This window comes from Amycolatopsis pithecellobii (genome assembly GCF_009707865.1).
Taxonomy (GTDB): domain Bacteria; phylum Actinomycetota; class Actinomycetes; order Mycobacteriales; family Pseudonocardiaceae; genus Amycolatopsis_E; species Amycolatopsis_E pithecellobii.
Genome location: NZ_WMBA01000006.1, coordinates 110,889 through 124,285 on the forward strand (window position 1 = coordinate 110,889; position 13,397 = coordinate 124,285).

The 13,397-nt window shown below is 69.5% G+C and carries 12 protein-coding genes; 6 read left to right on the forward strand and 6 right to left on the reverse strand.

Annotation, left to right across the window (positions count from 1 at the left end; translation table 11 throughout):
* Positions 1-14: 14 nt before the first annotated feature.
* Together GKO32_RS06260 and def are read left to right on the forward strand one after the other, a co-directional pair.
* Positions 15-4,643, forward strand: coding sequence for an ATP-dependent helicase (locus GKO32_RS06260; protein ID WP_312867568.1), 4,629 nt, complete (start codon positions 15-17; stop codon positions 4,641-4,643).
* Positions 4,644-4,689: 46 nt separating this feature from the next.
* Positions 4,690-5,190 (forward strand): peptide deformylase, encoded by a 501-nt coding sequence (def, locus tag GKO32_RS06265; protein ID WP_154755816.1) that lies wholly within the window; start codon positions 4,690-4,692, stop codon positions 5,188-5,190.
* 73 nt (positions 5,191-5,263) lie between these two features.
* Here def and GKO32_RS06270 read toward each other — a convergent pair whose 3' ends face one another.
* The 4 genes from GKO32_RS06270 to GKO32_RS38745 form a co-directional block, all read right to left on the reverse strand.
* Positions 5,264-6,388, reverse strand: a complete 1,125-nt coding sequence (locus GKO32_RS06270) for a GNAT family N-acetyltransferase (protein WP_154755817.1) — start codon at positions 6,386-6,388, stop codon at positions 5,264-5,266.
* A 111-nt stretch (positions 6,389-6,499) separates the two neighbouring features.
* Complete coding sequence (locus GKO32_RS06275; protein WP_154755818.1) at positions 6,500-7,144, reverse strand: VOC family protein; 645 nt, start codon at positions 7,142-7,144, stop codon at positions 6,500-6,502.
* Between the two features lie 64 nt (positions 7,145-7,208).
* Positions 7,209-7,973, reverse strand: coding sequence for a maleylpyruvate isomerase N-terminal domain-containing protein (locus GKO32_RS06280; RefSeq protein WP_154755819.1), 765 nt, complete (start codon positions 7,971-7,973; stop codon positions 7,209-7,211).
* Positions 7,973-8,368 (reverse strand): SAV_6107 family HEPN domain-containing protein, encoded by a 396-nt coding sequence (locus tag GKO32_RS38745; protein WP_312867569.1) that lies wholly within the window; start codon positions 8,366-8,368, stop codon positions 7,973-7,975. The genes GKO32_RS06280 and GKO32_RS38745 overlap by 1 nt, the downstream gene beginning before the upstream one ends.
* 318 nt (positions 8,369-8,686) lie before the next feature.
* On the opposite strand from GKO32_RS38745, the gene GKO32_RS38750 reads away from it, so the two are divergent.
* From GKO32_RS38750 to GKO32_RS06305, 4 genes are all read left to right on the forward strand, one after another.
* On the forward strand, positions 8,687-8,920 hold the full coding sequence (locus GKO32_RS38750; RefSeq protein ID WP_154755820.1) for a hypothetical protein: 234 nt from the start codon (positions 8,687-8,689) through the stop codon (positions 8,918-8,920).
* 396 nt (positions 8,921-9,316) lie between these two features.
* Positions 9,317-9,514, forward strand: a complete 198-nt coding sequence (locus GKO32_RS06295; protein WP_154755821.1) for a hypothetical protein — start codon at positions 9,317-9,319, stop codon at positions 9,512-9,514.
* A 65-nt stretch (positions 9,515-9,579) separates the two neighbouring features.
* Complete coding sequence (locus tag GKO32_RS06300; RefSeq protein ID WP_154755822.1) at positions 9,580-10,080, forward strand: YbaK/EbsC family protein; 501 nt, start codon at positions 9,580-9,582, stop codon at positions 10,078-10,080.
* Positions 10,077-10,646 carry a GNAT family N-acetyltransferase gene (locus GKO32_RS06305; RefSeq protein WP_154755823.1) on the forward strand — a complete coding sequence of 190 codons (570 nt, stop codon included), beginning with the start codon at positions 10,077-10,079 and terminating at the stop codon, positions 10,644-10,646. The genes GKO32_RS06300 and GKO32_RS06305 overlap by 4 nt, the downstream gene beginning before the upstream one ends.
* 3 nt (positions 10,647-10,649) lie before the next feature.
* On the opposite strand, the gene GKO32_RS06310 is transcribed toward GKO32_RS06305, so the two are convergent.
* Both GKO32_RS06310 and GKO32_RS06315 read right to left on the reverse strand, forming a co-directional pair.
* Complete coding sequence (locus GKO32_RS06310; RefSeq protein ID WP_154755824.1) at positions 10,650-11,543, reverse strand: DMT family transporter; 894 nt, start codon at positions 11,541-11,543, stop codon at positions 10,650-10,652.
* Positions 11,544-11,718: 175 nt separating this feature from the next.
* Positions 11,719-13,380: a DUF885 domain-containing protein gene (locus GKO32_RS06315; RefSeq protein WP_154755825.1), complete on the reverse strand. Its 1,662-nt coding sequence runs from the start codon at positions 13,378-13,380 to the stop codon at positions 11,719-11,721.
* Positions 13,381-13,397 lie beyond the last annotated feature (17 nt).

Genomic DNA, 13,397 nt, shown 5'->3' on the forward strand with positions numbered 1-13,397 from the left:
GTCATGATGGACAGGTGACCGAAGCGCTCGAGCAGTTCTCCCCCGCGACCAGGGACTGGTTCGCGGGGGCCTTCGCGGCGCCCACCGAGGCGCAGACCGGCGCCTGGCGGGCGGCGCAGGCAGGTGAGCACGCGCTGGTCGTCGCACCGACGGGGTCCGGCAAGACGCTCGCGGCCTTCCTCTGGGCGCTGGACAGGCTCGCAGTGGGGCCGCCACCGCAGACCCCGGCGAAACGCTGCCGGGTCCTGTACATCTCGCCGCTGAAAGCGCTTGCGGTGGACGTGCAACGGAACCTGCGTGCCCCGCTGGCCGGTATGGCACAGGCCGCGCACCGGCTCGGGCAGGCGCCGCCCGACATCACCGTCGGCATGCGCACCGGGGACACGCCGGCGGCCGACCGGCGGTCCTTCACCCGCACCCCGCCGGACATCCTGGTCACCACGCCGGAGTCGCTGTTTCTCATCCTCACCTCGTCGGCGCGTGAGTCACTACGGGGTGTGGAGACGGTGATCGTGGACGAGGTGCACGCGGTCGCCGGAACCAAACGCGGCGCCCATCTCGCGTTGTCACTCGAACGGCTGGACGAGCTGCTTTCCCGCCCGGCACAACGGATCGGTCTGTCCGCGACGGTCCGTCCGGTGGACGAGGTGAGCGCGTTCCTCGGCGGCGGGCGGCCGGTCCGGGTGGTGCAGCCGAAACCGCTCAAGACGATCGAGGTGCGCGTGGAGGTCCCGGTCGAGGACATGGCGAATCTGGATGCGCCGTCCTCGCCGCTGGAGTCGCTGCCGCTGCCGTCGGAAGGCGGTATCGGCACGAACGAGGAGATCGCGGGTGCGGCGGTGCGACGGCCGTCGATCTGGCCCGCGGTCGAGGAGCGCGTGCTCGAACTGATCCGCGAACATCGGTCCACCATCGTGTTCGCCAATTCGCGGCGGCTGACCGAGCGGCTCACCGCACGGTTGAACGAACTGGCGGGCGACCAACGAGAGCTCGAACGCTTTCCTGCTGAGGCGATAGGGCAGTCCGGGCTCAGCACCGGCGCCGAGGTGACCATCGCCAGGGCACACCACGGGTCCATGTCCCGCGAGCAGCGGACGCACGTCGAAGAGGAGCTCAAGTCGGGGCGGTTGCCGTGCGTCGTCGCGACGTCCTCGCTCGAGCTGGGCATCGACATGGGTGCGGTCGATCTGGTGGTGCAGATCGAGGCGCCGCCGACGGTCGCGTCGGGGCTGCAGCGCGTCGGCCGCGCCGGGCACCACGTCGGCGCGGTGTCCACCGGGGTGATGTTCCCAAAGTTCCGCGGCGACCTGGTGTCGTGTGCGGTGGTCTCGGAGCGCATGACCAGTGGTGCGATCGAAGCGGTGCGATACCCCCGGAACCCGCTGGATGTGCTGGCGCAACATGTCGTGTCGATGGTCGCTGTCGAACCCTGGACGGTCGAGGAACTCGGGGCCGCGGTGCGCCGCGCGGCGCCGTTCGCGGCCCTGCCCGACGACGCCCTGCTCGCCGTGCTGGACATGCTCGCCGGGCGTTATCCCAGCGAGGAGTTCGGCGAGCTGCGGCCACGCATCACCTGGGACAGGGTGACCGGACAGCTGCGCGGCAGACCCGGTGCGCAGCGGCTCGCGGTCACTTCCGGTGGCACGATTCCCGACCGCGGCCTGTTCACGGTGATGACCCCGGGCAGTGAGGACGGGGCAGGCTCGCGAGTCGGCGAGCTGGACGAGGAGATGGTGTACGAGTCCAGGGTCGGGGACACGATCCTGCTGGGAACCTCGTCGTGGCGAATCACGGACATCACGCACGATCGCGTGATCGTGGTGCCGGCGCCGGGCGAGCCGGCACGGATGCCGTTCTGGAAGGGCGACGCACCAGGGCGTCCGCTCGAGCTGGGCCGCGCGCTCGGCGCATTCGTCCGCGAACTATCCACTTCGGACGAAGAAAAAGCCCGTGCTCGCACCGAATCCGCCGGCTTGGACGAACGTGCCCGGGACAATCTGCTGACCTATCTGGAAGAACAGCGCACCGCGACCCGGCATGTGCCGAATGACCGGACAATCCTGCTCGAGCGGTTCCGGGACGAGCTGGGTGACTGGCGGGTCGTGCTGCACTCCCCGTTCGGCGCGCAGGTGAACGCGCCGTGGGCGCTGGCGATCGCGGCACGCCTGCGGGAAAACCGTGGGGTCGACGCTCAGGTCATGCACTCCGACGACGGTATCGTGCTGCGCCTGCCGGACGCCCTCGACGAGGATGGCGCCGAGGTGACGATCGGCGCGGACGACGTGCTGATCGACCCCGAGGAGGTCGAGCAGCTCATCGTTGCGGAGGTCGGTGGCTCGGCGTTGTTCGCCGCCCGCTTCCGCGAATGTGCCGCCCGTTCGCTATTGCTGCCGCGCCGCGACCCGCGCCGGCGCACGCCCCTGTGGCAGCAGCGGCAACGCGCGTCGCAACTGCTGGCGGTGGCGGCGAAGTACGAACGTTTCCCGGTGGTACTCGAAGCGATGCGCGAGTGCCTACAGGACGTGTACGACGTGGGTGGGCTGCGTGAGCTGATGACCGATGTCCGGGCCCGGCGGGTTCGACTGGTCGAAGTGGAGACACCGGCGGCATCGCCGTTCGCCCGCAGCCTGATGTTCGGCTATGTCGGCATGTTTCTGTACGAGGCGGACGCGCCGCTGGCCGAACGCCGGGCGGCGGCGCTGGCGCTGGACTCGACGCTGCTGGCCGAACTCCTTGGCACGGAAGCGATCCGCGAGCTGCTCGACCCCGAGGTGGTCGCGGAGGTCGAGCGCTCACTGCAACGGCTCGAGCCGGACAGGCACGCACGCGACCTGGAAGACGCGGCGGATCTGTTGCGGTTCCTTGGGGATCTCTCGCTCGACGAAGCCGCCGCCCGGGGTATCGAGTCGTCCTGGCTGACCGATCTCATGCGGCAGCGGCGGGTGATCCTGGTTCGCATCGGCGGCGAGGAGCGGTATCTGCCGATCGAGGACGCGGGCCGGGCCCGCGATGCGCTCGGCGTGGCACTACCGATCGGGGTGCCCGAGGCGTTCACCGAGCCGGTCGCCGATCCGCTGGGTGATCTGCTCGCCCGGTACGCACGGACGCATGGGCCGTTTCCCGCGCGTCAAGCGGCTGAGCGATTCGGGCTCGGCCCGGCGGTGGTCTCCGGCGTCCTGGACCGGCTCACCGCCGAAGGGCGACTGGTGCGGGGTGAGCTCAGTCCCGTCGGGCATCCGGACTCCCACGGGGTCGGCGTCGAGTACTGCGATGCGGCGGTGTTGCGCAGGCTCCGGCGGGCGTCACTGGCGCGGTTGCGCGCGGAGGTCGAACCGGTCGAACCGGCGGCGCTGGGCCGGTTCCTGCCGTCGTGGCACACAGTGTCCAGCGGGACACCCGCACCCGGGCGAGCGCCCGTGCGTGCGGCGCCGACCGCGGACGATGTGCTGGCGGTGGTCGAACAGCTCGCCGGTGCGCCGCTGCCGGCGAGCGCGGTCGAGTCCCTGATCCTGCCGAGCCGGCTCCCCGGCTACTACCCCGCACTGCTGGACGAACTCACCACGGCGGGCGAGGTCACCTGGGCCGGGTGCGGAGCTCTCGCCGGCGGGGACGGCTGGCTGGCGCTCGCACCGTCCGATGTGGCCGATCTACTGCTGCCTGAAATCGAGGAAAACCCGCCTGCCGGCCCGTTACACGAAGCGATATTGTCCTCTTTGGACGGTGGGGCGCTGTTTTTCCGGCAGCTGGTCGACCGGGTTACCCTGCTGGTCGAGAAGGCGCCGAACGATGGGGACGTTGTTGCGGCGCTGTGGGATTTGGTGTGGTCGGGCCAGGTCACGGGGGACACGCTGAGTCCGTTGCGGGCACTGGTGTCGGGCCGGGGCGCCACCCACAAGCCACGGCGGGCGCCACCACGCGGCCGCTACGCCCGGATGCGGGCAGGGCGGCCCGCGATGCCGTCACGCACCGGCCCCCCGACGGTCGCCGGGCGGTGGGGGCTGACCCCGTTGCGGGAGAGTGACCCGACCAGGCGGACCTATGCGCGTACCGAGGCTTTCCTGGAACGGCACGGAGTGCTGACACGCGGCGCGCTGGAGACCGAGCGGGTCACCGGTGGCTTTTCCGGTATCTACAAAGTTCTTCGCGGGATGGAGGATTCCGGGCAGGTCATCCGCGGGTACGTCGTCGAGGGCCTGGGCGCCGCACAGTTCGCCGCGCGCGGTGCGGTGGACCGGCTGCGTGCGCTGTCGGACACCACGAGCGGGCGCCGACCGTCGGATGCCGTGGTGCTCGCGGCCACCGATCCCGCGCAGCCATACGGGGCGGCGTTGTCGTGGCCGGCGGCGGTCGGCGAGACGAAGCACCGTCCCGCGCGCAAGGCGGGGGCGCTCGTGGTTCTCGTCGACGGCGTGCCGGCATTGTATGTCGAGCGTGGCGGCAAATCCTTGCTGTCGTTCACCGAGGACGACACGATGCTGCGCTCCGCGGCGCAGGCACTCTCGCGTGCTGTCCGGGAAGGCTGGCTGGGGCAACTCGCCGTGCAGCGGGCGGATGGGGAGCACGCCTTGACATCCGCACTGGCCGACGTGCTGCGGGACGCAGGTTTCCGTGCGACACCGAAGGGACTGCGGCTGCGCGCATGATCACGGCACGTAGACTTTCCCGTCTGCGGGAAGGACGGCGACCACGATGGCGATGCGCGAGCTGCGGTACTTCGGCGATCCGGTGCTGACGACGGTGTGTGATCCGGTGACGCGGTTCGATAAGGCGCTGCGGTCGCTGGTGACGGATTTGCTGGACTCGGTGAAGCCGAGCGGCCGTGCTGGGTTGGCGGCGCCGCAGATCGGGGTGAGCCTGCGGGTGTTCAGTTACGATGTCGAGGGGTTGACCGGGTATGTGATCAACCCGGAGATCGCCGAGCTTTCCGAGGCACGGCACGACATCGACGAAGGTTGCCTTTCCGTCCCGGAACTGCGCTTCCCGGTCAGCCGCGCGGTGCGGGCGGTGGTGCGCGGCGTCGACGTGGACAACGAACCTGTTGTCGTGGAAGGGAAAGACGTGCTGGCGCAGTGTCTGCAGCACGAGACCGACCACCTCGACGGAACCCTCTACCTGGATCGGCTGTCCAAGGACACCAAGCGTGAGGCGCTACGCCAGGCCCGCGGCAAAGATTGGTTCTGGCAGCGCTGAACCGGAACCGCCAAGTAGTGGCCGGCCCGCGCCGCCACCGCAGGGCCAAACTGCGTGGAAGGCGCCGGCCCGGTCAGCAGGCGCCAGGGGCGCGCGGGACAACAGCCGCCGGGATGGTGATGCGCAGGAGGCCTTCCTCTTCCTGCTGATCGGGTACGAGGCCGGCGCGGAGGGCCGCGCGGAAGATGCCTTCGCGGCCGGGGAGGGAGACCGCGATCAGCTGACGGCACCCGCGCGACGCGGCGAGTACTGCGAGCCGTGCGATCAAGGCTGTGCCGATTCCCTTGTGCTGCCACGCATCGTCGACCAGCAGGGAGACCTCCGCGACCCCACCGACGCCCGGAACCAGCTGCCCGAGTCCTATCACCTCGTGCCCGGCCACCGCGAGCAGACTCATCCCGCGCGGCGGCACCAGCAACCGGTGCAGCCAGCGGCGCGGCACGGTGCGCGTCCCGGTCTGGTACCGCTGAAAAAGCGTTTCCGCGGAACAACGTTGGTGCAAAGCGAATACCGCGTCGGCGTCCGCGGGCCGGCCCGGTCTGAGCACGATCGACGCCCCATCCGCCGAAGTCACCACAGTGGGGCCGGCGACATCCGCGCGCACAGTGTCGAGCAACCCAAGCAGTGCCTCCGCCCGCGCCAGTTCCAACTGCACGAACGGCGCCCACCTGCGCCGGGCGACCAGCGCACGTTCCCCGTCGATGGCGAACGCCGCACGGTGCCCGCCCTCCGTCCGGCCGGGATTCGCCTCGGCCAGCGGCACAACCGTGACCAGATCGGCAGCCACCACTTCGCGCAGGGCGTCGGCGTAACGCGACGGGTCCTCGACCGCGCGGCTCGCCGCGGTAAGCGTCGCGGCGGAGACGTCCACCAGCTCACGGACGTCCGCGTCGGTGATCGCCAAACATTCGCAGCCCTCGCGCCGGATGGCTTGGATCAGCTGATCCTTCGTCAGCCCGCCGGCCGGCCGGATCACGACCTCGTCGAGCACCCCGTCCGGCACCGGAAGCACAGTCAGGCCAAGGATGTTGCACTCCAGGTCGGCCATCCGGATCGCGATCCGGGCCAGCGTGCCCGGGTGGTCGTCCATCCGGATCCGCAGCCGCCAGGTCGTGGACGAGGTTTCCGCTTCGACGGCCGCCGGCCATGCTTCCGGCAGTTCGGCGGCCTGGGGCGGCCGAACAGAGCGAATCTCCATTCGGTAACGATCTCGCGTGCTTGTTGCTGGGTGAGGACACACATGTTTCGACCGTGTCAGCGTTGCGAACCGCCCGGCAACGCTTCCGAAACAAGCGGGGCGGGACGGCGTTCATACCTGGTCGAGAAGGACAAACTCGTTGCCCTCACTGTCCCGCCCCACCCGACCGGGTGCCCCTGGCTCACCCGCGAGCGCGAGCCGGACGCGGTTCGGCCGCTCCTTCGGCTCATCGGTCCGGAGGAACTCCAGCCATGGCCCCCGCCCGGTCGGCGCCCGCAGTCCGACGATCACCTGCTGCTGTGAGCCGATCCGCCAGCCGCTGCGCACCATCCATTCCGAAGCGAGCGCCATCGGGTCGAGCGCGTCGACGACGATCGCCGCCAGCGCTTCGGTGCTCGGGTAGCCCGGACGCGGTTCGAGCACACAGAACTCGTTGCCACCTGGGTCAATCATGACCTCCCACGGCACCTGCCCCTGACCGATGTCGTGCTTGCGGGCACCCAGTACCCGCGCGCGTTCGATCTTCGCGCGCTGATCCTGCCGCGATCCGCTCGCCAGATCCAGATGTATGCGGTTCTTCACCTCCTTCGGGCCCGGCCCGGGTACGAACACCAGGTCCAGCTCGCAACCGTCCGAGGCGGGCGGGCGCACCAGCCTGTCCCCGATGACTTGCCAGTCGAGCAGCGCGGCCCAGAAGCCGGCGAGCTCAGCGGGCCGGGCCGCCGCGATCCACACCGCGGCCAATCGTGTCGACATGTGCTGACTGTAGGACTGAGGCGACCGGAAACGGCTGTCCGGCAACGCTTCCCCACGCGCCGGTTCATTTGGTGGCCAGTCGCATCAGTGCCCATAACTGGGCGATCGCATCGTCGTCGCCCGACCATTCGACATGTCCGTGGTCCAGGCGGCCCCACATCCACAGGTACATGTCCGGGGGTGGCGCCGAAACCAGACCGTCGGCTTGCTCGGCTTCGTCAGCTGAGCAGCGCCAGGCTTCGGTCTTTCCTGGTCCGGCCCGTGCGATCCAATGGTGCCCGCCGCTGCGCACGGCGACGGAATGCCGGGCCGTGCCGGATAAGCCGAGCATCGTGAGCCGCTGGCCGAACCACACCGCGAGCGCCTCGTCGACCCCGTCGATCGCGAAGTCGTCGGCCACGTGTGTGGTTTCCATCCCGACGGCGTACTCGACGTCGTACCGGTGGATCGTGGTCTCGTGCGAGATGCGGCGGCGCCAGAACCCGTACGTGTGGTCCGCCGGCCACCAGCTCGCGGCGTACGAATCGGGGTGGTTGAGCGAAAGCTCACGCATCAGGTCCGCCAGTCCGGCGCGCAGATAGTCCTCTGTGGACTGTCTGGCGACCGGTTCCCGTTGCCAGTCCCGTGGTGCGCGCCCTTCGGTGATCCACAGCCGGGCCACCCGGTAGATCCCGCCGACATGCCGGACGATCTCCTCGACGGTGAACCGCGGGCTGGTGGGCACCGGGGTGCCGGGCGGCGCGGTGCGGGCGGCATCCAGCAACAGCTCGACCTCGATCCCGAGCACGTCCAGGAACCGGCCGTGATCGATGAGGGCTTGCCCGGCCATTACCGGTGCTGGACTTTCGGTTGCGCGGGCCGCACCGTGTCGGCCCGCGGGTGCACCACGCGGCCGGCGAGCTCCACGAACCGTCCGGTCTGCCGGCACAGCTGGGCCGCGGACTGTTCGGTGATGCGCCGGGTGATGCCGGCCTGAGCGGCGGCTCTGGCGGCCGAGTTCGCGGCAAAGAATGCCGACCATTCGGCCAGTTCCGGAGCCGCTGTCTCGAGCAGGACCCACACGCTGGCCGGGCGGGCGCGACCCCGGTGCGGACGGCCGCGCGCGGCGAGCACAGCGGCGCCGGCGCGCAGGGCGGCGAGATACGAGGTGATGAACTTGCTGACCGCATTGGGGGCCTGCTCGGCCTCGGCCAGACCGTGCCGGGCCTCGTTCAATAGAGCCACGGCGGCAGGTGATGTCGGGGGCCGCTCCGGGAACGGCAGTTGTGGCCGTTCAGGACCCGGGTCGGGTGGAGCGGTGGCATTCCGGGCCTGTTCAGCCTCGGTGGCACGATGCCTTGCCTTGTTCAACAGGGCCACAGAGGCAGGTGATGTCGGTGGCCGCTCCGGGAACTGAGGATGCTCTGAACCGGCGCGGGTTGCAGTGGCGGGATTCGCGGACTGGTCGCTCCCGGCGGCACGACGCCGCGCCTTGTTGGACAGAGACACCGCGGCTCGCGCTTTCAGCGACCGCTCCGGGAACTGGGGATGCTCTGAACCGGCGTGGGTTGCAACGGCATTCGCGGGCTGTTCGCCCTCGGCGGCACGACGCCGCGCCTCATTCGACACGGCCACAGAGGCTGGCGGTCGCTGCGGCAACGGCAGCTGTGGCTGCTCAGGATCGATGCGGGCCGCGGCGGTGGCAATGGACATTGCCCCTCCCTGTTCGTGCTGGTGGTGACGGTGCCCGGCGCGGCGACGCTTCCCCCGTCCCGCCACCGGGCACCGCCCCGGTGAGCGCTCCACCGATGTCGAACTTGTGTTCGAGCAAGTTCCAGGTTAGCTTCGAACACGTGTTCGTTCAAGTCCCGATTCGGCCAGGTCACCCCATTGCGGGAGGCCGGACGCCGCGGACGCCGGGCGGACCATGCCCCGCGCCAACACCTCCAGCGGCGCGCTGCGCACGGAAAATCCTTAGTACACAAAGGACGGTCGCGGGGAAGGCCGTGGCTGCGCTCACACGAATGGCTGAGACGCGGGAACTCGGCAACAGCTGCCGACGACTTGGACTGTGTCACGCCGGGCCGGTCCGCCGAACCAGCCCACCGGCCCGGTGTCACTCAGGTCCGCCAACCACGGAACTCAGACCGCCATCCACAAAACTCAAGTCCGCCAAACCACGGAAAGGCTCCCATGCAGCACATCACCACGTTCTGCGGCAACTGCAACTGCGGCTGCCCCGAGCTGTACCTCGACGCCGCCGCCACCGAGGAGAAGCGCGTCGTCATCACCGACGACTTCGGCCAGCGCATCCAGATGAGCGTCGAGCAACTACGGGTGCTCGTCGGCGACGTGAAGTCCGGTGTGCTGGACGAACTGGTCGCAGCCTGATCACACCGCGGAGCCAACCGGGGCACACCGTCGCCCTCGCGGGCCGTCCGTGATCTCATAGCAGCATGAGCAGTCTCGACCACCCCGCGATCGCGAAGGTCGCCGCCGCGCTGGCGGAGGCCGGTCAGCAGCGCGCCGCGGACGGGATCCGCATCCTGCCTGCCGAAGTGCGCACGGCAGCCCAGGCCGCCGAGGCGCTGGGTATCGAGGTGGGCGCGATCGCGAACAGTCTCGTTTTCCGTGCGGTGTTCGCCGACCGGGCCGCGCCGCTGCTGTCGCTCACCTCGGGCTCGCACCGTGCGGACACCGGAAAACTCGCCGAACTGGCTGGGGCGAGCGCCGTCGAGAAGGCCGACCCGAAGTTCGTCAAGGAACACGCCGGGCAGGTCATCGGCGGCGTCGCCCCGGTCGGTCACCCCGCGCCGATCGAGACGATCGTCGACACCGCGCTCGAGCAGTACGACGTCATCTGGGCCGCCGCCGGGCACGCCAAATCGGTGTTCCCGACAACCTTCGCGGAGCTGGTGAAGCTGACCGGCGGACGCGCCGCGGAGGTGGGGTCATGACCACGGTGTCAACACAGTTCGTCGAGCTGACCGCCGACGAGTTCCGGACCCGGCTCCGCGAAGCGCTGGCCATCTACGTCGAGGCCATGCGCTACCCGCCGGGAACCGCCGAGCAACGCGCGCCCATGTGGCTCACGCATGCGCTGCGCGACGGCTGGCGCTGCTACGCGGCGCTCGACGGCGACGGCACGATGCTCGGCGTCGCCTACGGATACCGCGGCAGCCCCGGGCAGTGGTGGCACGAGCAGGTACGCCGCGGGCTGGTGAAAAACAGCGGCGAACAAGCCGCGACCCACTGGCTCGACGACTACTTCGAGCTCACCGAGATCCACGTGCGACCGCGGAGCCAGGCCGGTGGCATCGGCGAGAACCTGCTGCGGCGCCTGCTCGACGGGGTGCCGAACCAGCACGTCCTGCTGTCCACGCCCGAAGGAACGAGCCGCGCGTGGAAGCTGTACCGGCGCGTCGGTTTCGTGGATGTCCTGCGCGACTACCACTTCGCCGGTGATCCACGGCCCTTCGCCATTCTCGGCCGCACGCTGCCGCTGGAGCGCGCGGCCGAGTAGCGCTCATTCCCGCAGGTAACTGATCGCGAGCGCGATGATGAGCAGGACCGCGCCCGCCCAGCCGGCCGGCCCCAGGTCATCGTGCAGCACAAGCGCGGACAGCACCGCGGCGGTCATTGGTTCCAGCAGCGCCGAAAGCGCCGCCACAACGGGCGCCGCGGTGCGCAGCGCCAGGAAGTACGCGCCGTACGCGATTCCCGTCGGTACCAACCCGAAATACAGCGCGACAGCGAGCACGTACGGACGCAGCGGGATCGTCATCTGGGACCCGAGTGCGAGCGGCACCAACAGCAGACCACCCAGCAGCAGGCCGAATGCCGTGGTGCAGAAGGAATCCAGGCCCGGCACCGGGCGGCGCGTCAGCAGGGTGAGCGTCGCGAACCCGGCGCCGGAGGCCAGCGCGAGCGCCAAGCCCGCGAGCAGCCGGCCGCCGCCGGGAATGCCTTCCGGAGACCAGGTCAGCAACACCAGACCGGCGACCGCTGCCGCCATCGACGCCAGCGTGAGGGCGCTGGGACGGCGGCGACGACGGATCGCCGTGACAAGTGCGACGAATACCGGCGCGCTGCCGATCGTGATCATCGTCGCGATGCTGACCGAGGTCAGTGCGACCGCCCCGAAATAGCACGCTTGGAACTGCGCGAGCAGCGCACCGGCGGCCGACAGCCGGATCAGCACCGGCTTCGTCCATTGTGGACTGCGACCGGTCACCAGCACCAGCGGCACGGTGCAGCAGCCGCCCAGCAGGAGCCGGTAAGCCGCCACCGGCAGCGGGGCCAGACCTGCCTTCGCGGCCAGGATGCTGCCGGACAGACCGCCAGTGCCCCACAGGAGGCCGGCGAGGGTCAGCGCGAACACCGACCGACCGCGCCGGGGCGCGGCAAGGGATGTGGACATGAAGGATCGCTCCAGCGTCGAAGTGCCAAGGACAACCGACGCGGGGCGAAAGCTCTACGGTGGTTTCCGCCCCGCTAGGCGCGGGGCGGTGGGGTGATGCGATGGATTCGGTGCATGCTCACACTGTACGAGAAGACGTATCCGCGGTCAGCCGAATTCGGCGACGAGACCATCGTCAGTCCAGTTCGGACAGTTGTTGGCGCAGGGTGTCCAGACCCATCCCGCCGAGGCGGAGGGCCTTGGTGTGGAAGTCCTTGATATCGAAGGAAGATCCTTGCCGGCGACGGGCGTCCTCACGGGCTTCGAGCCACAGCCGCTCGCCGAGTTTGTACGCGGGGGCCTGGCCCGGCCAGCCGAGGTAACGGTCGATCTCGTCATGGACGAGCGGCGGGTCGGTGATCGTGCGGGTCAGCATGAACTCCAGACCCAGCTCGGGTGTCCACCGTGAACCTTCGTGAAACCCTGTTCCTGCCGGGATTTCCAGCTCGAGATGCATGCCGAAGTCCACAAGGACCCGCCCAGCGCGGAACAGCTGCTCGGAAAGCATGCCGAACAGGTTGCCGTCGTCGGAAAGGTAACCGAGGTCCTGCATGAGCCGCTCGGCGTACAGCGCCCAGCCTTCGCCGTGCCCGGAGGTGAACGCCAGCAGCCGCTGGAACCGGTTGAGCGAACGCTCGTACACCGCCGTCGCGATCTGCAGGTGATGGCCCGGCACACCCTCGTGGTAGACCGTGCTGACCTCGCGCCACGTGGAGAACTCGTCACGCCCCGGCGGCAGCGACCACCACATCCGGCCTGGGCGGGAGAAGTCCTCACTCGGCCCGGTGTAGTAGGCACCGGCGCCACCACCCGGCGGGGCGATCTTGCACTCGAGCGCCATCAGCTCATCGGGGATCTCGAAATGCTTGCCGCGCAAGGCGTTCAGCGCGTTATCGGACAGATCCTGCATCCACCGCTCGAACTGTTTCCTGCCCTGCACGCGATAACGCGGATCGGCGTCGAGCGCGTCCGCGGTCTCGGCGAGCGTCGCGCCTGGCTTCAACCGCGCGGCGACAGCGTGCATTTCCGTTTCCAGGCGGGAAAACTCCTCCCAACCCCAGGCGTAGGCCTCGCGCGGGTCGAGCGCGGCGCCGATGAAATACCGTGACCACAACCGGTACGCGTCCTCGCCCACCGCGTCCTTCGTGCGTGCCCTCGGCGCGAGCTCCGCGCGGAGAAACCCGGCAAGTTCCGCGTACGCCTCACTCGCCGAGCGGGCACCATGCTCCAGCTCCGCGTGCAGGGCCTCCGGTGCACCGGCGATGAGGTTCTCGAAGAAACCCTTCTCCCCCTTCAAACCCGCCCACGTTTCGGCCTGCTCGGCGACCTTCGTGACCTGGCGCAGCGCGGGCGCGTTCCCCTTGTCCGCGGCGGCAAGCAGCGAAGCCCGGACACCGTCGAGCGCGGTCGCGACCTTGCCGAGCCGCGCGGAGATGTTCGCCCACTGCTCCTCGGTTTCGGTGGGCATCAGGTCGAACGCCATCCGCACTTCCTGGACCGGGCTCGCGATGACGTTCAGCGACGCGGAATCGAGGCCGGCGTCATGGATCTCCAGGTCCAGCCCGATACGTTCGGTGAAGACCGCCTTCGCTGCCCGCTCAGCAGGATCGGCGGCGTCCGTCTGCGCTACCGCCGCGAGAGCTCGCCGCTCCACCGCGGCGCGCGCCGCGTGGCCCTCGGGCGAGTAGTCGGACATCTGGTCGTCGTACCCGGGGATGCCGAGTTCGGTCGCCAGAAGCGGGTGGGCCGCCGCGAAGTCGTCCACGAACTGGTTGCAGATCTCGTGCACCGAAGCCATGGGGGAAACCTACCCTC

Excerpts from the sequence above, each read along its gene's own strand:
- def (WP_154755816.1), top strand. The coding sequence starts at position 4,690 with ATGGCGATGCGCGAGCTGCGGTACTTCGGCGATCCGGTGCTGACGACG.
- GKO32_RS06270 (WP_154755817.1), bottom strand. The coding sequence starts at position 6,388 with ATGGAGATTCGCTCTGTTCGGCCGCCCCAGGCCGCCGAACTGCCGGAA.
- GKO32_RS06275 (WP_154755818.1), bottom strand. The coding sequence starts at position 7,144 with ATGTCGACACGATTGGCCGCGGTGTGGATCGCGGCGGCCCGGCCCGCT.
- GKO32_RS06280 (WP_154755819.1), bottom strand. The coding sequence starts at position 7,973 with ATGGCCGGGCAAGCCCTCATCGATCACGGCCGGTTCCTGGACGTGCTC.
- GKO32_RS06295 (WP_154755821.1), top strand. The coding sequence starts at position 9,317 with ATGCAGCACATCACCACGTTCTGCGGCAACTGCAACTGCGGCTGCCCC.
- GKO32_RS06300 (WP_154755822.1), top strand. The coding sequence starts at position 9,580 with ATGAGCAGTCTCGACCACCCCGCGATCGCGAAGGTCGCCGCCGCGCTG.
- GKO32_RS06305 (WP_154755823.1), top strand. The coding sequence starts at position 10,077 with ATGACCACGGTGTCAACACAGTTCGTCGAGCTGACCGCCGACGAGTTC.
- GKO32_RS06310 (WP_154755824.1), bottom strand. The coding sequence starts at position 11,543 with ATGTCCACATCCCTTGCCGCGCCCCGGCGCGGTCGGTCGGTGTTCGCG.
- GKO32_RS06315 (WP_154755825.1), bottom strand. The coding sequence starts at position 13,380 with ATGGCTTCGGTGCACGAGATCTGCAACCAGTTCGTGGACGACTTCGCG.